16 protein-coding genes are annotated in these 20601 nt (G+C 70.2%); 7 read left to right on the plus strand and 9 right to left on the minus strand.

Annotated features, from left to right (window positions below; all coding sequences use genetic code 11):
- Positions 1-11: 11 nt before the first annotated feature.
- Positions 12-347: a Rieske (2Fe-2S) protein gene (locus B9W62_RS18420; protein ID WP_003975277.1), complete on the minus strand. Its 336-nt coding sequence runs from the start codon at positions 345-347 to the stop codon at positions 12-14.
- Positions 348-644: 297 nt separating this feature from the next.
- Here B9W62_RS18420 and B9W62_RS18430 point away from each other — a divergent pair, with 297 nt between their 5' ends.
- Genes B9W62_RS18430 through B9W62_RS18440 form a run of 3 tightly spaced genes read left to right on the plus strand, consistent with a single transcriptional unit; the run spans position 645 to position 3648 of the window.
- On the plus strand, positions 645-1682 hold the full coding sequence (locus tag B9W62_RS18430; RefSeq protein WP_256976486.1) for a helix-turn-helix domain-containing protein: 1038 nt from the start codon (positions 645-647) through the stop codon (positions 1680-1682).
- Positions 1679-2671, plus strand: coding sequence for a helix-turn-helix transcriptional regulator (locus tag B9W62_RS18435; RefSeq protein WP_087808181.1), 993 nt, complete (start codon positions 1679-1681; stop codon positions 2669-2671). Before B9W62_RS18430 ends, B9W62_RS18435 begins: the two co-directional genes overlap by 4 nt.
- On the plus strand, positions 2668-3648 hold the full coding sequence (locus B9W62_RS18440; RefSeq protein WP_087808182.1) for a LuxR C-terminal-related transcriptional regulator: 981 nt from the start codon (positions 2668-2670) through the stop codon (positions 3646-3648). Before B9W62_RS18435 ends, B9W62_RS18440 begins: the two co-directional genes overlap by 4 nt.
- Here the strand turns inward: B9W62_RS18440 and B9W62_RS18445 are convergent.
- The 6 genes from B9W62_RS18445 to dnaK form a co-directional block, all read right to left on the minus strand.
- Positions 3611-4651, minus strand: a complete 1041-nt coding sequence (locus B9W62_RS18445; RefSeq protein WP_142199877.1) for a helix-turn-helix transcriptional regulator — start codon at positions 4649-4651, stop codon at positions 3611-3613. The genes B9W62_RS18440 and B9W62_RS18445 overlap by 38 nt on opposite strands.
- Before the next feature lie 150 nt (positions 4652-4801).
- Positions 4802-5920: a sugar ABC transporter substrate-binding protein gene (locus B9W62_RS18450; RefSeq protein WP_087808185.1), complete on the minus strand. Its 1119-nt coding sequence runs from the start codon at positions 5918-5920 to the stop codon at positions 4802-4804.
- A gap of 205 nt (positions 5921-6125) precedes the next feature.
- Positions 6126-6581, minus strand: a complete 456-nt coding sequence (locus B9W62_RS18455) for a heat shock protein transcriptional repressor HspR (RefSeq protein ID WP_059299450.1) — start codon at positions 6579-6581, stop codon at positions 6126-6128.
- Between the two features lie 5 nt (positions 6582-6586).
- Positions 6587-7780 (minus strand): molecular chaperone DnaJ, encoded by a 1194-nt coding sequence (dnaJ, locus tag B9W62_RS18460; protein ID WP_087808187.1) that lies wholly within the window; start codon positions 7778-7780, stop codon positions 6587-6589.
- A 42-nt stretch (positions 7781-7822) separates the two neighbouring features.
- Positions 7823-8500, minus strand: coding sequence for a nucleotide exchange factor GrpE (gene grpE, locus B9W62_RS18465; RefSeq protein ID WP_087808189.1), 678 nt, complete (start codon positions 8498-8500; stop codon positions 7823-7825).
- Positions 8497-10353, minus strand: a complete 1857-nt coding sequence (dnaK, locus tag B9W62_RS18470) for a molecular chaperone DnaK (protein WP_087808191.1) — start codon at positions 10351-10353, stop codon at positions 8497-8499. The genes grpE and dnaK overlap by 4 nt, the downstream gene beginning before the upstream one ends.
- A gap of 395 nt (positions 10354-10748) precedes the next feature.
- On the opposite strand from dnaK, the gene B9W62_RS18475 reads away from it, so the two are divergent.
- The 4 genes from B9W62_RS18475 (at position 10749) to B9W62_RS18490 (ending at position 19022) form a co-directional block, all read left to right on the plus strand.
- Entirely contained in the window at positions 10749-13031 is a 2283-nt protein-coding gene (locus tag B9W62_RS18475; protein WP_087808192.1) for a heterodisulfide reductase-related iron-sulfur binding cluster, read from the plus strand.
- A 183-nt stretch (positions 13032-13214) separates the two neighbouring features.
- Complete coding sequence (locus B9W62_RS18480; protein ID WP_087808194.1) at positions 13215-14516, plus strand: FG-GAP repeat domain-containing protein; 1302 nt, start codon at positions 13215-13217, stop codon at positions 14514-14516.
- 72 nt (positions 14517-14588) lie between these two features.
- Entirely contained in the window at positions 14589-15626 is a 1038-nt protein-coding gene (locus tag B9W62_RS18485; protein ID WP_087808195.1) for a Yip1 family protein, read from the plus strand.
- Between the two features lie 165 nt (positions 15627-15791).
- Positions 15792-19022 (plus strand): FG-GAP-like repeat-containing protein, encoded by a 3231-nt coding sequence (locus B9W62_RS18490; RefSeq protein ID WP_087808197.1) that lies wholly within the window; start codon positions 15792-15794, stop codon positions 19020-19022.
- Positions 19023-19097: 75 nt separating this feature from the next.
- Here the strand turns inward: B9W62_RS18490 and B9W62_RS18495 are convergent, their stop codons facing one another.
- The gene (locus B9W62_RS18495; protein WP_030401433.1) at positions 19098-19595 is read right to left on the minus strand and encodes a phosphoribosyltransferase; all 498 of its coding nucleotides are present in this window, start codon (positions 19593-19595) and stop codon (positions 19098-19100) included.
- 46 nt (positions 19596-19641) lie between these two features.
- Entirely contained in the window at positions 19642-20217 is a 576-nt protein-coding gene (dcd, locus tag B9W62_RS18500) for a dCTP deaminase (protein ID WP_030180420.1), read from the minus strand.
- Positions 20218-20601 lie beyond the last annotated feature (384 nt).

Here is a 20601-nt window from a genome sequence, read left to right on the forward strand (position 1 = left end):
GGGGAATCGCGTCAGGCACTGCGGGGGGTGGCCGAGATGGTCCTCACTTCGGGGATCTCCGGCTGCTCGAGCCGGTGGTCCCGCTGGTCCAGGTTCACAAAGATCATTCCGTACCGGATGGCACACCTCACGGGCTGCGGCGCCCCCCGAGGCCGCCGCAGACACCGGTACGCCCGCACGTCGCCGTCCTCGTCCAGCGTGACGACGACCGGCTCACCGAAGACGGTCACCATCAGGGAGTCACCGGCGTGCGGGATCGCGGTGACCAGGTCGATGAAGTGCCAGCCGGAGCGGTAGGCGGTGGCCATTTCACGACGGAAGGAGCGGTCATCAGGTGGAGTAGTCATGTCACGACCAGATGGTGTCACTCGTAGTTGCTTCGGCGTTCGCACCGACGGACGCAGCGGGCACCTCCGCCACTGACTCCACACTGCCCACTCGCTCGTCGCCCTGCGCTGTTCCGAGGCCATTCAGAGCTCCGAAGGCCACGACGGCGGAGAAGGCGGCGACAAGCACCGAGCGAAGCATTCTCTTAGACATAGTCGGCTTCGTCCTCACTTGAAGGTCCCCTCTTCCCCCGTCGGATAAGACGATGGCTCATATAGGCACGTCATGGCCACACAATCGGTGCATCATGTTCCTGCATGTTCAGGACCCTGGGGGGTGGAGATTTGACAACAAATCGGACCAACGAGACACATCCCCATTCCATCACTGAACTGTGTAGGGAGGGCGGGCGCCTCTACGCGAACGCCCTGCGTACTGGATATATAACGCGCGCCGACGCGGAGCCCGCTCCGTGCCTGATGGAGTTGGCCCTCCTGCATCCCGATCCCGACGACGCCAACCGGCTGCGTCCTGTGCCCCCCGCGGTCGCTCTGGCGCAGCGACTCAATCCGATCGAGCGGGAGATCTCGCAGCGCAGGCGGACGTCCATCGAGCTGGCCGAAACGTTCGAGCCGTTCATGGCCCTCAGTGCGCAAGGCACCTCCTCCACGCATTCGATCACCGTGCTGGAAGGCCTCGACCGCATCAACACCGCTCTCGACCTGGCCACGAACCAGTGCACGAACGAAGTGCTGAGCATCCAGCCCAGCGCCCGTCATCCGGAGCGGAGAGTCATCGAGGGACTGGAGCGCGACAAGACCCTGACCGAGCGCGGGGTGCGGATCCGGACGCTCTACCAGCACACGGCGCGTTACAGTCCCGAGCGGCTGGCCTATGTGGACCGCTTCTCCAGCGGCAAGGCCGAGTACCGCACCATCGACGAACTGGTGGAACGCCTGATCATCTGCGACGAGACCGTGGCGTTCATCCCGGTCCGTGACGACCGGCAGGTGGCCCTGGAGATCCGTCACCCGGGACTCGTCGGTTACCTGATCAAGGTGTTCGAGTTCATCTGGAGCCGAGCGGTCCCGCTCACCGCCGGCGCCCCCTACGAGACGGCCCCCGACGGCATCACCGACATCCAGCACTCCATAGCCAAGCTCCTGGTGGAGGGCCACGTCGACGAGGCCATCGCCCGCCGCCTGGGCATGAACGTACGCACCTGCCGGGCGCACATAGCCAAACTGGCCACCGCCCTGGGGAGCGGCAGCCGCGCCCAACTCGGCTACCTCATAGCCCAGTCTGGGATTCTCGAACAGGGGAACCGGAACCTGGGAGGGGAAAGCCACGCATGACGGGCAAGGCGCACCAGCACTGCGGCGACGAACTGTGCGAGACAGGTCTCGATCTCTACTCCCGTGCGCTGCGTGAGGGCCACCTGAGCAGTGGCGAGGTGTCCGTCGCGCCGTGCCTCGTCGACCTCGGGCTCCTGCACCCCGCCATCGACGACCTGGACCGGCTGGAGCCCGTTCCACCGACCGTCGCGCTGCAACGGCTGCTCCGGTCCTCGGAGGACCGCATCGCCGACGAGAGACGGCGCGGGCAGCGGCTGGCCGACGCCTTCGAGCCCCTCATGCGCCTGGGCCGCCGGGGTCTCAGCACCGAGGACACCCCGGCCCTCCGCATCCTCAGCAGCAAGGAGCGCACCGGCCAGGCCATCGAGGAAGCCATGGCCGAGGGCAGGAAGGAACTCCTCGCGATCCAGCCACACGACGCGCACGTCACCAAGCGCCCCGACATCCTCGAAGGGGCCATGAAGCGGGACCAGGACTTCCTCGATCGCGGTGCCCGCGTACGGGCGTTGTACCAGCACACCACCCGCCACGCCCCCTACACCCGCGCCCGTTACGAGCATCTGACCGGAGACGTCGAGGCCCGCACGCTGGACGAGGTGACCGAACGGCTCATCGTCGTCGACCGCACCGTCGCCTTCATCCCGGCCAGCGCCGACCGCTCACTCGCCCTCGAAGTCCGCCACCCCGCCCTCATCGCCTACTTCGTCACCACCTTCGACCGCCTCTGGCACCTCGCCACCCCCATGCACCCCCAAGCCGTCCACCAGCCCACCCTCAACGGCATCACCCCCCGCCAACGCGCCATAGCCGCCCTCCTCGTCGAAGGCCACACCGACAGCGACATCGCCGACCGCCTCGGCATGAACGTCCGCACCGCACGCGTCCACATCGCCAAACTCGCCACCACCCTCGGCAGCGAAAGCCGGGCTCAGCTCGGCTACCTCATCGGGCAGTCGGGATTGCTCCAGTCCGAGAACGCTGACCAATGACCACACCGCATGCGCATCACAGGCCCGACGAACTCTGTGTCGAAGGCCAGCGGATGTACCAACGCGTTCTGCGCGACGGCCAGGTGGCACTGCGGGCCGTGGACACAGCGCCCTGTCTCCTCGACATGGGCCTCCTGCGTCCCACCGCCGAGGACCCGGAACGCCTGGAGCCGGTCACACCGTCCATCGCCCTGCAACGGCTGCTGCGAGCCTCCGATGAACGCATCGCCGACGAGCGGCGGCGCGGACAACGCATAGCCGACACGTTCGAGCCCCTCGTGCGTGCGGGAGTGCACCCAGCAGGCACCAGCACTCCGATGCTCAGGGCCCTCAAGAGCAACGAGCGAACGAACCGGGCGATCGCCGAAGCCCTGGCTGAAGCGCGGACCGAAACACTCACCATCCAGCCGTACCGCCCACACCTCACCAGGCGCCCCGAGGTCCACGCAGCCGCCGTGGCGAGGGACCAGGCATTTCTCGACCGCGGTGGCCGCATCCGCGCCCTGTATCAGCACTCCGTCCGGCACATCCCCTACACCCGGGACCGCTACGAGCAGCTGACCGGTGACGTCGAGGCACGCACGCTCGACGAGGTGCCAGAGCGGCTCATCATCGTGGACCACACGGTCGCCTTCATCCCCGCCAACACCGACCGCACCCTGGCCCTCGAAGTCCGCCACCCCGCCCTGATCACCCACTTCGTCACGGTCTTCGACCGCCTCTGGCGCCTGGCCACACCGATGTACCCGCATACCGTCCAACGGCAGTCGCCGGACGGCATCACCCCCCGCCAACGCGCCATAGCCGCCCTCCTCGTCGAAGGCCACACCGACTCCGACATCGCCGACCGCCTCGGCATGAACGTCCGCACCGCCCGCGTCCACATCGCCAAACTCGCCACCACCCTCGGCAGCGAGAGCCGCGCTCAGCTCGGGTATCTCATCGGGCAGTCGGGGATTCTCGATCGGGAAGGATGACGGGGGCCGGGGCGGCGCCGCGCGGGGAGCCGTCCAGGCCGGCCTGGGCTATGCGGACGCCCAACTGCGTGCGGCTGGCCGCGCCCAGGGTCTCCGAGAGGCGGGCGATGTGCGCGCGGGCCGTGCGGACGCTGATGCCGAGGCGTTCCGCGATCACCGCGTCCTGGTGGCCCTCCGCGAGGAGCGCCGCGATGGACTGCTCGCGGTGGGAGATGCCCTCGATGCCGGTGTCGGGGAGGGGGGCCGTGAGCGGGATCGCCAGGCGCCACAGGCGTTCGAAGACCGTGACCAGGTAGGCGATCAGCGCGGGGTGGCGCAGTTCGAGGGCCATCGTGCGGTCGGTGTTGGCGGGGATGAAGGCGACGGTGCGGTCGAAGAGGATGAGGCGGTCGATGACCTCGTCGAGGGTGCGGGCCTCCACCGCGTCACCCATGAGTTCCAGGTAGTTGAGCAGGCCCTGCCCGTGCCGGGCCACGTGCGTGTACAGGTCCCGCATCCGCACCCCGCGCCCGCGCAGCGCCAGCGCCCGGTGCAGGCCCTCGGACAGCTCGTGCTCGCGCCGGATGCCACCGGGCTGGACGGTGAGCACCTCCGTCGTACAGGCCTGCGTCGCCTCGTCCATCGCGGCCTGGATGCGGGACAGCCCGTCGAGGACCCGGAGCGCCGTGCCCTCGGGGCCGGCCGGGGTCTGGAGCAGCCGGCCCAGGTCCGCGTACCACTCGAAGGCCTCCACGGCCGAGCCCACCCGCCGCTGACTGGCGCTGACCTCGTCGTGGACCCCGCGCAGCAGCCGGGTCATGACCTCCTGCGGGGAGGTCGGCACCAGCCAGTCCATGTCGTCCGGGTCGGGGTGCAGCAGGGCCAGTTCGAGGAGGCAGGGGACCGGCTCGGCGTCCCGGCGCGGCACGCGGCCGCGCCGTACGGCCCGGGAGTACACGCGGTCCCCGGCAGCGCACAGCCGGTCGGCCCCGTGCGGGTGCTCCTGAGCCCCGTGCCCGGCCATCGCCCATCCCACCCCCGGTTCCGGCTCCTCCGCAGCGCAACTATGCGCGGCCCGGACCGGCTCCGCAACACGGCTCCATCCCGTACGGGGAACGACAAGGATCGGTTTCTGCCGCAATGTCCGGGCGGTGGAACCGGGAGGACACGCGGGCTACTTCAGCCCGACCTCCGTGCACGCGTCCGCGTACTTGGCGGTGCAGATGTCGCTGACCTTGTAGAAGCCGTCCGCGATGACCGTCTCCTCGATGTTGGCCTTGGTGAGGGCGACGACGGGGACGAGCTGCGCGGGGATGCCCTTGTGGGTGGGGCTGTCGACCTTGTCGCGGGCGAGCGCGTCGAACTGGATGTCCCGGCCCTGGACCCGCGCCACGGCCATCTCCGCGGCGTTCTCGGCCTCCTGCGGGTAGGACTTGTACACGCTCATGTACTGCTCGCCGGTGACGATCCGCTGCACCGCCGCCAGTTCCGCGTCCTGGCCGGTGATCGGCGGCAGGTCGGTGACGCCCGCGTCCTCCAGGGCCTTGATGATGCCGCCCGCCATGCCGTCGTTGGCGGAGTAGACGCCCGCGATCTTGTTCTTGCCGATCTTCTCGATCGCCTCGGTCATGTTGGCCTCGGCGTTCTCCGGCTTCCAGTCCTTGGTGTCGAAGGACTGGGCGATCGTCACCTTGCCGTTCAGCTCGGACAGCGCGCCCGCCTTGAACTGCTTGGCGTTCGGGTCGATGGACGAGCCGTTCATCATGACGATCTTGTCGGAGCTCTCCGGGTCGCCGCCGAGCGCCTCGATGAGGGAGCGGCCCTGGACCTCGCCGACCAGTTCGTTGTCGAAGGAGATGTAGGCGTCGATCGGGCCCTCGGCCAGCCGGTCGTAGGCGATCACGGGGATGCCGGCGTCCTTGGCCTTCTGCACGCCGTCGGCGATGGCGTGCGCGTCCACCGCGTCCAGCACGATCACGTCGACCTTGTCGTCGACCATCTGCTGCATCTGCTCGGCCTGCTTGGCGGCGCTGGCCTCGGCGTTGGCGTACTTGACGTTGCCCTCGTCGCGCGTGAGGTCACCGACCTTCGCCTTGAAGAAGGGGTAGTCGAACTGCTCGTAGCGCGTGTTCTCCTTCTCCGGCAGCAGCAGGCCGACGGTGAGGTCATTGCCCTTGGTCGGGCTCGCGTCGTCGCTGCTCTCCGAGGCGCCCAGCACACCGCAGGAGGCGAGCGAGAAGGTCATCAGACACGCGGCCACGGATATGGCGGTACGACGGGCACGGCTGCTCACTGCGCTAGACCTTCCGACACACGGGAGTAGTTGGTATCCAAGCGACCCAGGTGACCCCGGTGAAGGAAGCCAACGCTGTCTTCACCAAATCGTCAAGAAGTACTAGACCAATGAGACAGCACCGTTGTGAACCAGCCCCGGAGGACGGGGTGGTCCTCCGGGGCTGTCGCTGCCGTTCTTCCCTTGTGCGGCCTGCCGGTCCGGGTCAGTCCGAGGACTGGCCGTGGCGCTTGGGACGCCAGACCACCAGCGCGCTGGTCTGCTGTACCTCTTGGTAAGGGACCAGGTCACGGCGGTACGACGCGTGTACCGCGGCCTCGCGCTGACGCATCGCCGTGGCGGCGCCGTCGAGCGCGGCGGCCAGCTCGGCCGCGCGGGCCTGGAGCTCGGCGACCTGGTTCTCCAGTTCGATGATGCGCTTGATTCCGGCCAGGTTGATGCCCTCGTCCTGCGACAACTGCTGGACCTGCCGGAGCAGTTCGATGTCGCGGGCCGAGTAGCGCCGGCCGCGGCCGGCCGTGCGGTCCGGGGAGACCAGGCCGAGACGGTCGTACTGGCGCAGTGTCTGCGGGTGCAGGCCGGAGAGCTGGGCCGCCACCGAGATGACGTAGACCGGGGTGTCCTCGGTCAGTTCGTACGGGTTGCGTCGACGACCGTCCATTCCCGTCAAGCTCCCTTCGCGGCCTGGAACAACTCCGCCCGCGGATCCTCGTCCGCGGTCGCCTCGCGATACGCCTCCAGCGCGTCACGAGCCTTCCCCGTCAGGTCCTGCGGAACACTCACCTCCACGGTGACCAGGAGGTCGCCGCGGGTGCCGTCCTTGCGGACCGCGCCCTTGCCCCTGGCCCGCATGGTGCGGCCGTTGGGCGTGCCCGCCGGCAGCTTGAGCGTGACGGGCGGACCGCCCAGGGTCGGCACCCGGACCTCGCCGCCGAGGCCCGCCTCGGCGTAGGTGACCGGGACGGTGACGGTGAGGTTGTCGCCCCGGCGGCCGAAGACGGGGTGCTCCTTGACGTGCACGACCACGTACAGGTCGCCCGCCGGACCGCCCCGCTCGCCCGGCGTGCCCTTGCCGCGCAGCCGGATGCGCTGCCCGTCCAGGACCCCGGCGGGGATCCGGACCTGCATCGTCCGCGAGGACTTGGCGCGTCCGGAACCCTTGCAGACCTCGCAGGGGTCCTCGGCGATCAGGCCGCGGCCCTTGCAGTCGGGGCACGGGTCGGTGAGCGAGAAGCCGCCGCCCGAACCCCGGGCGACCTGGCCGGTGCCGACGCAGGTCGGGCACACGCGCGGTGTGCCGTTCTTGTCGCCGGTGCCCGAACAGGCCTTGCAGGGTGCCTGCGAGGACATCCTGAGCGGCACGGTCGCGCCCTCGATGGCCTCGGTGAAGCTCAGGGTGACCTCGGACTCGATGTCCTGCCCGCGCCGCGGCTGCGTGCGCTGGCCGGCGCCGGGTCCGCCGCCCGTGCGGTTGAACAGGCCCCCGAAGACGTCGCCGAGACCGCCGCCGAAGCCGCCGGCACCCTGGCCTCCCCCGCCCTGGGCGCCGCCTCCGAAGAGGTCGCCCAGGTCGAAGTTGAAGGTGCCGCCGCCCGCGCCCGGCCCCGGGCGGAATCCGCCGTTGCCGAAGAGGGCGCGGGCCTCGTCGTACTCCTTGCGCTTCTTGGGGTCACCGAGGATGTCGTTGGCCTCGGAGATCTCCTTGAAGCGCTCCTCCGCCTTGACGTTTCCCTTGTTGGCGTCCGGGTGGTTCTCGCGGGCGAGCTTCCGGTACGCCTTCTTGATCTCGGCCTCGGTGGCGTCCTTGGGGACGCCGAGAACCTTGTAGTAGTCCTTCTCGATGAAGTCCTTCGTGCTCATCCCCGACGTCCCTCCTCTCGCGCCTGTGTCGTCACTTCAAGCTCAGCCCTCGTCCGGGCCACCGCTCTCCTTGGTCCCGGCGTTGTCCTCCGCGTCGGAGGCGTCCTGTCCCTCGGCGCCGGCCTCGGCCGGCTTGACCGTCTGGGCACCCGGCTGCGGCTCGGCGACCGCCACCCGCGCGGGGCGGATGGTGCGTTCGCCGATCCGGTACCCGGGCTGCAGGATCGCCACGCAGGTCGTCTCGGTGACGTCCGGTGCGTAGGAGTGCATCAGGGCCTCGTGGATCGTCGGGTCGAAGGGCTCGCCCTCCTTGCCGAACTGCTGGAGGCCCATCTTGGCGATGACCGTCTCCAGCGACTCCGCGACGGACTTGAAGCCGCCGACCAGTTCGCCGTGCTCCCGGGCGCGCCCGACGTCGTCGAGCACGGGAAGCAGCTCGGACAGGAGGTTCGCGACGGCGACCTCCTTGACCGCGACGCGGTCCCGCTCCACCCGGCGGCGGTAGTTCTGGTACTCGGCCTGGAGGCGCTGGAGGTCCGCCGTGCGCTCGTTCAGCGCGGTGCGCACCTGGTCCAGCTGGGCCACCAGACCCGCGTTCTCGCTCGCGTCCCCGGCCGGGGCCGCCCCCTCTTCGGAGGCGGCCTGCGGCTCGGCGTCGTCAGGGGTGGCGCCGGAGGGGACGTCGGGCTTCTCGTCGAAACCCGGGGTCTCCTCCGTCACGCGGCACCGTCCTTGCGCTCGTCGTCCACGATCTCGGCGTCGACGACGTCGTCGTCGGCACCCTTGCCCTCGGCACCGGCGTCGGCACCCGGGGCCTCGCCGCCGGCGGCCTGCGCGGCCTGGGCGTCGGCGTACATGGCCTGGCCCAGCTTCTGCGAGACGGCGGCGACCTTCTCGGTGGCGGTGCGGATCTCGGCGGTGTCCTCGCCCTTGAGCTTCTCCTTCAGCTCGGCGACGGCGCCCTCGACCTCGGTCTTCACCTCGCCGGGGACCTTGTCCTCGTTGTCCTTGAGGAACTTCTCCGTCTGGTAGACGAGCTGCTCGCCCTGGTTGCGGGACTCGGCGGCCTCGCGGCGGGCGTGGTCCTCCTCCGCGTACTTCTCGGCCTCCTGGCGCATCCGGTCGACCTCGTCCTTCGGCAGCGAGGAGCCGCCGGTGACGGTCATCTTCTGCTCCTTGCCCGTGCCCAGGTCCTTCGCGGTCACGTGCATGATGCCGTTGGCGTCGATGTCGAAGGCGACCTCGATCTGCGGGACGCCGCGGGGCGCCGGCGGCAGACCGGTCAGCTCGAACATCCCGAGCTTCTTGTTGTACGCCGCGATCTCGCGCTCGCCCTGGTAGACCTGGATCTGCACGGAGGGCTGGTTGTCCTCGGCGGTGGTGAAGATCTCCGAGCGCTTGGTCGGGATCGTCGTGTTCCGCTCGATCAGCTTGGTCATGATGCCGCCCTTGGTCTCGATACCCAGGGACAGCGGGGTGACGTCGAGCAGCAGGACGTCCTTGACCTCGCCCTTGAGGACACCGGCCTGGAGGGCGGCGCCGATGGCGACGACCTCGTCCGGGTTGACGCCCTTGTTGGCGTCCTTGCCGCCGGTCAGCTCCTTGACCAGCTCCGCGACGGCGGGCATACGGGTCGAGCCGCCGACGAGAACGACGTGGTCGATCTCGGACAGCTGGATGCCGGCGTCCTTGATGACGTTGTGGAACGGCGTCTTGCAGCGCTCCAGCAGGTCGGAGGTCAGCTGCTGGAACTGGGCGCGGGTGAGCTTCTCGTCCAGGTGCAGCGGGCCCTCGGCGGAGGCCGTGATGTACGGGAGGTTGATCGTGGTCTCGGTGGACGAGGACAGCTCGATCTTCGCCTTCTCGGCGGCCTCGCGCAGGCGCTGGAGCGCCATCTTGTCCTTGGCCAGGTCCACGCCGTGGCCGGACTGGAACTGCTTGACCAGGTAGTCGACGACGCGCTGGTCCCAGTCGTCACCACCGAGGTTGTTGTCACCGTTGGTGGCCTTCACCTCGACGACGCCGTCGCCGATCTCCAGCAGCGAGACGTCGAACGTACCGCCACCGAGGTCGAAGACCAGGATGACCTGCTCGTCCTTGTCGAGGCCGTACGCCAGCGCGGCGGCGGTCGGCTCGTTGACGATGCGCAGGACGTTGAGGCCCGCGATCTCACCGGCCTCCTTGGTGGCCTGGCGCTCGGCGTCGTTGAAGTACGCCGGGACGGTGATGACCGCGTCGGTCACCTTCTCGCCCAGGTAGGACTCGGCGTCCCGCTTCAGCTTCTGCAGCACGAAGGCGCTGATCTGCTGCGGGTTGAAGTCCTTGCCGTCCAGGTTGACCTTCCAGTCGGTGCCCATGTGGCGCTTGACCGAGCGGATGGTCCTGTCGACGTTCGTGACCGCCTGGCGCTTGGCCACCTCGCCGACGAGCACCTCGCCGTTCTTGGCGAAGGCGACGACGGACGGCGTGGTCCTGGCGCCCTCGGCGTTGGTGATGACGGTGGGCTCGCCGCCCTCCAGAACGCTGACGACGGAGTTAGTCGTGCCCAGGTCGATGCCGACCGCACGTGCCATGGTGAATAACCTCCAGCTGACTTGAGTGGAACAGGCTCAAGTGTGCACGACGCCCGGCGATGGGTCAACAGAGGTGAGTCGGACGGGCTCAACTCTTATCCGTTCCTTACGCGCAAGGAGGGCGGTACGGCGCGTCGCGGGCCAGGGTTGCCTCAGCGACGCAGATCACCGCACGTCCGACTACAGTGCGGCGGAGGATGGGGGTAGTCTCAAACGGACTGATTAAGTTACCGCTTAGTAATACGAGCTACACCGCGCACCACCCAGCAGTACCGAGCAATACCACCAGTACCGAGTACCACCACTGGTGCCGAGTACCACCGCCAGACCGAGTACCACCGCTAGACCAAGTACCACCGCCCCCCTCGTAACCTCGCAGGCCCGAGGAGCCCCAAATGCAACTCGCCGCGATCATCGTGTCGCTGGTCCTGATCGTGGTCGGCGTCGCACTGTTCGGCCGCGCCGTCCTGCAGATCGTCACCTACATGCGGCTGGGCCAGCCGGTGCCGGCCGGAACGCGGACCAACGACCCCGTGGACCGCACCGTCACCGTGGTCAGGGAGTTCCTCGGCCACACCCGGATGAACCGCTGGGGCATCGTCGGGGTGGCGCACTGGTTCGTCGCGGTGGGCTTCTTCTCCCTGCTGCTGACCATCGTCAACGCCGTCGGCCAGCTCTTCCAGGCCGACTGGATCCTGCCGGTCATCGGCGACTGGGCGCCGTACAACGTCTTCGTCGAGTTCATCGGCACGATGACGGTGCTCGGCATCCTGGTCCTGATCGTGATCCGGCAGCTGTCCCACCCGCGCAAGCCGGGCCGCAAGTCCCGCTTCGGGGGCTCCAACTTCGGCCAGGCGTACTTCGTCGAGGCCGTCATCCTCATCGTCGGCGTCTGCATCTTCATGCTGCACGCGCTGGAGGGCGCCCTCCACCACGTGGACGGCTACGAGGCGTCGTTCTTCATCTCGTACCCGGTCGTCTCCGCGCTCCGCGACGCCGACCTCGGCACGCTCCAGAACCTCGTCTACTTCTTCGCCGGACTGAAGATCGCGACCTCCTTCATCTGGATGATCACGGTCGCCCTGAAGACCGACATGGGCGTGGCCTGGCACCGCTTCCTCGCCTTCCCGAACATCTGGTTCAAGCGCGACGCGAAGGGCGGCACCGCCCTCGGCCCGCTGCTCCCGATGACCTCGGGCGGCAAGCCGATCGACTTCACCGACCCCGGCGACGACGACGTCTTCGGCGTCTCCCAGGTCGAGCAGTTCTCGTGGAAGGGCCTGCTGGACTTCTCCACCTGCACCGAGTGCGGCCGCTGCCAGTCGCAGTGCCCCGCCTGGAACACCGGCAAGCCGCTCTCCCCCAAGCTCCTGATCATGTCCCTGCGCGACCACGCGCACGCCAAGGCCCCCTACCTGCTGGCCGGCGGCGGCAAGACGATGGAGGGCGAGGAGAAGGCGTCCGAGGAGCAGCTGGCCGGGGTTCCCGCCGCCGCCCTCGCGGAGGCCGAGCGCCCGCTGATCGGCACCCTCGAAGAGAACGGCGTCATCGACCCGGACGTCCTGTGGTCCTGCACCACCTGCGGCGCCTGCGTCGAGCAGTGCCCGGTCGACATCGAGCACGTCGACCACATCGTCGACATGCGCCGCTACCAGGTCATGATCGAGTCGGCGTTCCCGTCCGAGGCGGGCACGATGCTCAAGAACCTGGAGAAGAAGGGCAACCCCTGGGGCCTGGCCAAGAAGCAGCGCCTGGAGTGGCTCAAGGAGCTGGACTTCGAGGTCCCGGTCGTCGGCAAGGACATCGAGGACCTCACCGAGGTCGAGTACCTCTACTGGGTCGGCTGCGCCGGCGCCCTGGAGGACCGCGCCAAGAAGACCACCAAGGCCTTCGCCGAGCTGCTGCACATCGCGGGCGTCAAGTTCGCGATCATGGGCGGCGACGAGAAGTGCACCGGCGACTCCGCCCGCCGCCTCGGCAACGAGCCCCTGTTCCAGGAGCTCGGCATGGAGAACGTCATGTCCCTCAACGCCGCCTTCGGCGAGGAGATGGACGACGACGGCAAGGTGACCGAGGAGTCCCGCAAGCCCAAGTCGGCGAAGAAGATCGTCGCCACCTGCCCGCACTGCCTCAACACCCTCGGCAACGAGTACCCGCAGCTCGGCGGCGACTACGAGGTCATCCACCACACCCAGCTGCTCCAGCACCTGGTCGACGAGGGCAAGCTGCTCCCGGTCACCCCGGTCGAGGGCATCATCACCTACCACGACCCCTGCTACCTGGGCCGCCACAATAAGATCTACACCCCGCCGCGCGAGATCATCGCCGCCGTCCCGGGCGTCCGGAACGAGGAGATGCACCGCCACAAGGAGCGCGGCTTCTGCTGCGGCGCCGGCGGCGCGCGGATGTGGATGGAGGAGCGGATCGGCAAGCGCATCAACAACGAGCGCGTCGACGAGGCCCTGTCGGTCAACCCCGACATCGTCTCGACCGCCTGCCCGTTCTGCCTCGTCATGCTGACGGACTCGGTCAACGGCAAGAAGAACGAGGGCAAGGCGAAGGAGTCGATCCAGGTCGTCGACGTCGCCCAGCTCCTGCTGGACTCCGTCAAGACCCCGGCCGACCCGACCGGCGAGCCGGAGCCGGAGAGCGAGCCGACACCGGAGCCGGTGAAGTAGCGGCCGCCCGACGCCCAGCGCCACGCCGACACCCCCAGGTCCACCCGGACTCGGGGGTGTCGCCGTATGGACACTGGGGGGGCCGCCCCCGCACCCGGGGGTGTCGCCGCATGTCGAACACGTGCATCATTACCCGGTCGTTGTCGGTAATGGTGATACGGGTCGATACGGACGAGGTGAACGGTGCGCCTGCGAAGAAGCACCACCCTGACCGGCACAGCCGCCGCCGGCTGCCTGCTGCTGCTCGCCGCCTGCGGCCACCACCCGGCGCCCGCCGCCGAGGACGCCGCCGCCCCCACTCCCGTACGCGCCGCCCAGGCCCCCGCCCTGCTCCCCGTCCCGCACGGCGAGGGCAGCGAGGTCCCCGACGACTTCAACGGCGACGGCCACCGCGACCTGGTCCTCGACGACCTGGTGACGGCGGAGAGCCACGCCGACGACGCCGGCATCGGGATCGTCTACGGCTCGTCCCGCGGACTGGTGCCCGGAGCCCGGCAGTTGCTCACGCCGAAGACGCACGCCGCGCGGGTGGACGGCCAGTTGCCGGCCGTCTTCGAGGCGGAGGCGAGCTGCGACCTCGACGGCGACGGCTTCACCGACCTGGTGGTCACCACCGACCCGCCCTACGACGGCCAGGGCCGCCCCCCGGTCCCCCTCCAGCTCCTCTTCGGCTCCCCGTCGGGACCGACCGACCGCGCGGTCCCGCTGACCGTCCCCGGCAAGGCCCGCTACGGCAACGACTGGCCCGAGCGGCCGGTCTGCGGCGACTTCGACGGCGACGGCGCCCAGGACCTGGTCGTGCACGCCTCCGCCGGCCGCCTCAGCTATCTGCGCGGCCCCTTCACCCGCAAGGGCGCCCCGCGCGGGGCCGGCGCGCCCGTCCCGTCGCCCGGCGAGGCCCCGACCGGCCCCGCCGCCGACGTGAACCGCGACGGGTACGACGACCTGGTCGTCCGCACCTCCGCGGGCCCCGGCAAGGCAGCCCTCGTCCTGGGCGGCCCCGACGGCCCGACCCGCACCGGGGCGGCCCTCCCCGCAGGCGTCGACATCGCGCTGGGCGCCTTCGGCAAGGGCAAGGCGCTGGACGCGGCCGTGGGTACCCCGGACGGCACCGCGATGCGCTACGACCTGCCCACCGCGACACGCGGGACCCTCGACACCCCCGGTACGGTGCTCGACGCCGCCGACTTCGACGGCGACGGCCTGAGCGACCTGGTCTCCAGCGGCTCCGGCGTACGCGTCCACCCGGGCCGCGAGACCGGCCCCACGACCCGGGACCCGGTCACGGTGCACCCCGCGGCGGCGGGCACGACGCGGGTGCTGACGGCCGCCGACTTCGACGGCGACGGCCTCGCCGACCTGGTGCTGCGCACCCACCGGGGCGACACGGAGGACTCCGTCGAGGTCCACCGGGGCGCGGCGAAGGACGTCGTGACGGCCCGGGCCGCGGTCACCTTCTCGACCTCGCAGTTCCTGGCCCCGTAGGGGAACCGGCGGTCGGACGCCGCGAGTCCGCCGGTCGGACCTCGGGGACGCCTCGGGGGGCACCCGTAAGGGATGTCACAGCTCGGCCGCAAAGGACCCCCCGAACGGCCGGGCCCCGCACGTCACTCTCCGGGACCAGGTACGTTCGAAGGCGTGGCTGGATTCAGGATCGGACGCGGCCGGGACAACGGCGCTCCAAACGCGCGACCGCAACGCCCCCCGTACGGACAGCAGGCGCCCCAGGGACCGTCGTACGGCGGACCCGCGGCGCCTCAGCCCCCGTACCCGCAGCAGCCGTACGGGGGTGGCGCCCCCGCGCCCGGCGGCTCCCCGTGGCCGCAGGCACACGGTGCCGGACCCGGGGGCGGACACGGGGGCCACGGCGAGCCGGAGTACTTCGGCGACGGCGGCTACGGACAGGGCGGCCCCGGTGGACACCCCCAGCAGGCCCCGTACGACCCGTACGCGGCCAACAACCCGGGCCACACCCAGGCGTTCACGGTCGACGACCCCTACAACCAGGGCGACACCTACCGCGCCGGTTCCGCCCCGGCCCCCGGCCCGGTCGGCCCCCGCCTGCACTGGAAGGACCTCCTGAAGGGCGTGATCCTCGCGCCCAACCAGACCTTCCTCCAGATGCGGGACTACGCGATGTGGGTCCCGGCGCTCATCGTGACGTTCCTCTACGGCCTGCTGGCGGTCTTCGGCTTCGACGGCGCCCGCGAGGAGGCCATCAACGCCACCCTCTCGAACGCCATCCCGATCGTCCTGACCACGGCCGTCGCGCTGGTGCTCAGCGCCTTCGTCCTGGGCGTGGTCACCCACACCCTGGCCCGCCAGCTCGGCGGCGACGGCGCCTGGCAGCCGACGGTCGGCCTCTCCATGCTGATCATGTCCCTCACGGACGCCCCGCGCCTGGTCGTCGCGATGTTCGCCGGCGGTGACGCGCCCTTCGTCCAGATCCTCGGCTGGGCCACCTGGGTCGCGGCCGGCGCCCTGCTGACCCTGATGGTCAGCCGCTCCCACGACCTGCCCTGGCCCAAGGCGCTCGGCGCCTCCGCGATCCAGCTGATCGCCCTGCTGTCGATCGTGAAGCTGGGCACCTTCTAGCCGTAGGTCCCCAGAAGGCGAAAGGGCCCCGGTGTGCGTCACACCGGGGCCCTTGCCCTGCCGCACCGTGATCGCCTCCTGCTACTGTCGCCCTGCTCACGCGGGACGAGCGGCGCACCCATGAAACGCCCCCCTGCGTGACCGCCCTGGGGAGGGACTTCTTTCGTGTTTCGTCCGCTGAACAAGCGGGCCGTGCGCCGTCGGCGTGCGCTCGGCCGTATCGCTCTCACCGTCACGCTCGCCGTGACCGCCGGAATCGGCACCGCCGCGGCGACGGCCGCCGCCGACACCCCCGCCGCGTCCGCCGACCCCGTCGTCATCAGCCCGGGCGCCCGCTTCGTCCCCCGCGCCACCCTCGTCCTGAACGCCGGGGAGACCGGCTTCCTCACCGCGCAGGAGGGCGACGACCGCCTGCGCTGGATCGACTACGCCACCGGCGCGACGACCGTCCTCGACCACCGGCTGCCCGAGCCCCTCGCCTACGACGTCGACGACTTCCGCTTCGACCGGTACCCCGCGGACTTCGGCCACGGCTCCGACACCGTCGCGCTCTACGCGCCGTCCCCGGCCCCGCACGTGACGCTCCAGCAGCGGGCGGGCGACGGTCCGACGGTCACGATCCCGGTCCCCGAGGGCCAGACGTACGTCGCGACCTACGGCGACACCGTCATCACCCGCACCGGCACCGAGCGCGCCGTGACGAGCCTGCACCTGCTGAGCCTGGAGAACGGCGAGGTGCGGGACCGGAAGCTGGAGGGCCTGCCGGAGGGGTGGAACCTCACCATCAGCGACGGCGACACCCGGTCCGTGGCCGTCCACGGCAGCAAGTGGGAGGGCACCACCGAGTACGGGGGTTGGTGGGTCGTCGACCTCGCCACCGGGTCGCTGAAGACGCTCTCCACGCACGGCGAGCGCGTCTGGTTCGACCGGGACACCTTCTTCCACCTCGGCGCCCCGGAGTCCTACGCCGCCCAGGTGTACCGCCGGGACGACCTGGACGCCGAGCCGACCACCCTCGACCTGCGCGAGGTGGGCGCGTACGACGACACGATCCTGCCCTTCGCCGACGGCTTCGCCACCGTGTCCCGGCCCAACCCCGGCAACAACGAGTACCGCGGCAACCCGCTCTCCCTGCGGTACACCGAGGGCCGCGCGAAGACCCTGCTGACCGTCGCCTCCCCCTCGGTGCACCGCACACCCGACGGCTCGCTGCTGGTGACCGGCGCCGAAAAAGACACCAGTGAGGGCCCGCTCGACTGGGGGTACTACCTCCTCACGCCCGCCGCCGACGGCACCGTCACCCGCGAGCGCGTCGCGGACATCGCGGACCGGGAGGCCGAGCCGTATGGCATCTCGCTGGGCAGCGGCATCCTCACCACGGCCGACGACGCGAAGCTCTACATGCCGGGCACCTACGTCGGCGGCTACCGCAGCACGTGGCTGAAGACCTCCGGCCGCCCCGAGGAACTGAACTCGACCGTCGACGCCCTCGTGAGCGGCCGTGACAACGACTGCGGCGACTCCGAGAACGGCTACTGCGTCACCATGTTCGCGAGCGGCGACGGACACCACGGACGCGAGGCCGCGACCGAGCAGGGCGCCACCGTGCTCTACCGCAACGGCGACCCGTCCTGGGGCCCGCGGGTGACCTCCGGCTACCACAGCCCGGAACTCGTCGACCTCTCCGGCCGGTACGGCGTCGTGAACAACGGATCGGGCGGCGCACAGGCCGTCCTCCGCTTCAAGGACGGCGACACCGGAAGCGTCCTGGAGAAGCGGCAGGTGGTCGCGGCCTCCGTCTGGGGCAACACCCTGTGGAGCGCCACCGGCAGCTGGGACGACCCCGGCCTGAACCTGCCGACCACGGTCGCGGCGAAGAACCTGTCGACGAACACCGCCGGGGAGACCTTCGACGCGGGGTGCGTCCCCCGCGATCTCCAGGCCGTCGGGCGCTGGGTGTACTGGCAGTGCGACGACTCCTGGCCCAACTACCGGGGCGGCGGCGTCTACGACCGGCAGACGAAGCGCACCCTGCGGCTCGGCGCCGACAAGTCCCTCCTCGGCGACGGCTACCTGGTCCGCCAGTCGGACCCGGCCGGCCTGACCCTCCTCGATCTGCGCGGCGGCCTGCCGACCGGCGGCACGGAGGCGGACCTGCCCCGGCGCGTGATCGTCACCGCCGCCGAGCTGGGCGACCGGACCGTGCCCCGAGCCGGGTGGACGGTGGACCGCTTCGGCGGTCACGTCGCCTACACGGGCGCGGACCGCCGGGTGCGGATCGTCCCCTCGGGCGTCCCGGCCTCCCGGATCGCCGTCATCGACGCGGAGACGACACCCGCCCTGGACCTGCGGGCCGGGACGACGTGGTCGTCGCGCTGGTGGCTGTCGAAGCCGGCTGCCTCCTGGTCGCTGACGCTGAGGAACAAGGCGAGCGGCAAGACCGTGCGCACCCTGTCCGGCGGCGAGGCCCGCGGCCTGGCCTCGGCGTCCTGGGACGGCAGGGACGCCGCCGGGAAGTACGTACCCAACGGCGCCTACACCTGGACCCTGACCGCGAAGCCCGCCGACGGCGTCGGGGCCGACCTGTCCGTCTCCGGCACCGTGCCGGTCACCGGCGGTGCCGCCGTGTGGCGGGACATGGCGGGCGACGACGGCTTCGGCGACCTGGTGACGGTGGACGGCGCCGGGGCCGTGTCCCTGTACCGGGGCAACGGAACCGGTGGCGTGTCCTCCCGCGTCGCCGGGTCGGGCGGCGCGTTCCCGGCCGGCTCCGTGCTCGTGCCCGTCGGCGACGTGGACGGGGACCGGTGCGCCGACGTCCTGGTGCGGTCGGGCGACGAGCTGCGGGCCTACCGCCCGGGCTGCGGCAAGGTCGTCGGCGCCTCGTCGCCGTACACCTCGATCGGCAAGGGCTGGGGCCAGTACGACCGGCTGACCTCGCCGGGCGACCTGAACGGGGACGGCTTCACCGACCTGATCGCCCGCCAGCAGTCCACCGGTGACATCTACTTCTACGCGGGCACCGCCGACCACCACCTGAAGTCCCGGGTGCGGATCCAGACGAACTGGAAGCTGTACCAGTGGATCACCGGCGCCGGTGACCTGAACGGGGACGGGCGCGGCGACCTGCTCGGGCGGGACTCCGCCGGTGTCCTGTGGCGGTACTACGGCACCGCGGCCGGCAGTGTGACCAAGCGGGAGCGGGTGGGCGGCGGCTGGAACACCTACTCCGCCCTCGTCGGCACCGGCGACCTCTCCGGCGACGGCCGCACCGACCTGCTGGCCCGGGACACCACCGGGAAGCTGTGGCGGTACGCGTCCGCGGGCGACGGCACGTACGGCGGCCGGGTGCTGGTGGGCACGGGCGGCTGGAACACCTTCAAGGGCCTGTACTGACCTGCCCGACCCGAGCACGGAGAGGGGCCCCCGGCGCGACACCGGTCGCACCGAGGGCCCCTCTTCTCTCGCCTGTCAGGCGTCGAGCACCTGCCCGTCCCGGCGCACGACGGGCGGCAGGACGGACCACGGGAAGTTGATCCAGTCGTCGGTCCGCTTCCACACGTACTCGCACTGGACGAGGGAGTGGGACTTCTCATAGATCACCGCGCTGCGGACCTCGGCGACCGTGTCCAGGCAGAAGTCCCGCACCAGCTTGAGCGTCTTGCCGGTGTCGGCGACGTCGTCGGTGATCAGGACCTTCTTGTCGGAGAAGTCGATGACGTTCGGGACGGGCGCGAGCATGACGGGCATGTCGAGCGTGGTACCGACGCCCGTGTAGAACTCCACGTTCACGAGGTGGATGTTCTTGCAGTCGAGCGCGTACGCCAGCCCACCGGCGACGAAGACGCCCCCGCGGGCGATGGACAGCACTATGTCCGGCTCGTACCCGTCGTCGGCGACGGCCTGCGCGAGTTCGCGCACGGCGACGCCGAACTGCTCGTAGGTCAGGTTCTCCCGAACATCACTCATGCGCGCGTCCCGCTCATCCTGCTCGTCACTGGGCTCATACCTGGGTTCAGACCTGGGTCCGATGGAAATTGAGGAAGGACCGGGAGGCGGTCGGCCCCCGCTGCCCCTGGTAACGGGACCCGTAGCGCTCGCTCCCGTACGGGTGCTCGGCCGGCGAGGTGAGCCGGAACATGCACAGCTGCCCGATCTTCATCCCCGGCCACAGCTTGATCGGGAGGGTCGCGAGATTGCTCAGCTCCAGCGTCACGTGCCCCGAGAAACCCGGGTCGATGAACCCGGCGGTGGAGTGCGTGACCAGCCCGAGCCGCCCGAGCGAGCTCTTCCCCTCGAGCCGGGACGCCAGATCGTCGGGGAGGGTGATGACCTCGTACGTACTGGCCAGCACGAACTCGCCGGGGTGCAGGATGAACGGCTCGTCGCCCTCCGGCTCCACGAGCCGGGTCAGATCCACCTGCTCGACGGAGGGGTCGATGTGCGGGTACCGGTGATTCTCGAACACCCGGAAGTAGCGGTCGAGACGCACGTCGATGCTCGACGGCTGCACCATGGAGTCGTCGAAGGGCTCGATGCGGACCCGTCCGGCGTCGATCTCGGCCCGGATGTCCTTGTCTGAGAGAAGCACGCACCGAGGATACGCAAGGCGCGCGGAGCAGCGACAACCGCCGCCGCGCCGCGCGCCCGGACCGTACCTGTAGTGCTTCCTGCTACCGCTTCTCCGCACCCACAGGCACGGCACTCCGCAGCCGCGCACACCGCGGACATCGGACGAGCCGGCCGGGGCCGAGGCGATCGGCCTGCTGCATCGGGAACGAGGTGGCGGTGAACACGTGCCCATCGGCACAGCGGACGACGGTGCGCTCCATCAAGTCCTTCAAGTCCCTTCCCCAAGAGCCGCGTCTGGCTTCCTACCCTGACGACAAAAGCCACAGTACGGGATGAACGAGACGACTCTCCAGGCGGCACTCCGCCCTCACGCAGACCCTCTCCGGGCCCCCACCGTACGCCC

The sequence above is a fragment of the Streptomyces sp. CS113 genome (assembly GCF_002188365.1).
Lineage (GTDB): Bacteria > Actinomycetota > Actinomycetes > Streptomycetales > Streptomycetaceae > Streptomyces > Streptomyces tendae.

Bases quoted from the DNA above. Each gene is read 5' to 3' on its own strand.
- B9W62_RS18420 (WP_003975277.1), bottom strand. From the start codon at position 347: ATGACTACTCCACCTGATGACCGCTCCTTCCGTCGTGAAATGGCCACC.
- B9W62_RS18430 (WP_256976486.1), top strand. From the start codon at position 645: ATGTTCAGGACCCTGGGGGGTGGAGATTTGACAACAAATCGGACCAAC.
- B9W62_RS18435 (WP_087808181.1), top strand. From the start codon at position 1,679: ATGACGGGCAAGGCGCACCAGCACTGCGGCGACGAACTGTGCGAGACA.
- B9W62_RS18440 (WP_087808182.1), top strand. From the start codon at position 2,668: ATGACCACACCGCATGCGCATCACAGGCCCGACGAACTCTGTGTCGAA.
- B9W62_RS18445 (WP_142199877.1), bottom strand. From the start codon at position 4,651: ATGGCCGGGCACGGGGCTCAGGAGCACCCGCACGGGGCCGACCGGCTG.
- B9W62_RS18455 (WP_059299450.1), bottom strand. From the start codon at position 6,581: ATGGACGGTCGTCGACGCAACCCGTACGAACTGACCGAGGACACCCCG.
- dnaJ (WP_087808187.1), bottom strand. From the start codon at position 7,780: ATGAGCACGAAGGACTTCATCGAGAAGGACTACTACAAGGTTCTCGGC.
- dnaK (WP_087808191.1), bottom strand. From the start codon at position 10,353: ATGGCACGTGCGGTCGGCATCGACCTGGGCACGACTAACTCCGTCGTC.
- B9W62_RS18475 (WP_087808192.1), top strand. From the start codon at position 10,749: ATGCAACTCGCCGCGATCATCGTGTCGCTGGTCCTGATCGTGGTCGGC.
- B9W62_RS18485 (WP_087808195.1), top strand. From the start codon at position 14,589: ATGTCACAGCTCGGCCGCAAAGGACCCCCCGAACGGCCGGGCCCCGCA.
- B9W62_RS18495 (WP_030401433.1), bottom strand. From the start codon at position 19,595: ATGAGTGATGTTCGGGAGAACCTGACCTACGAGCAGTTCGGCGTCGCC.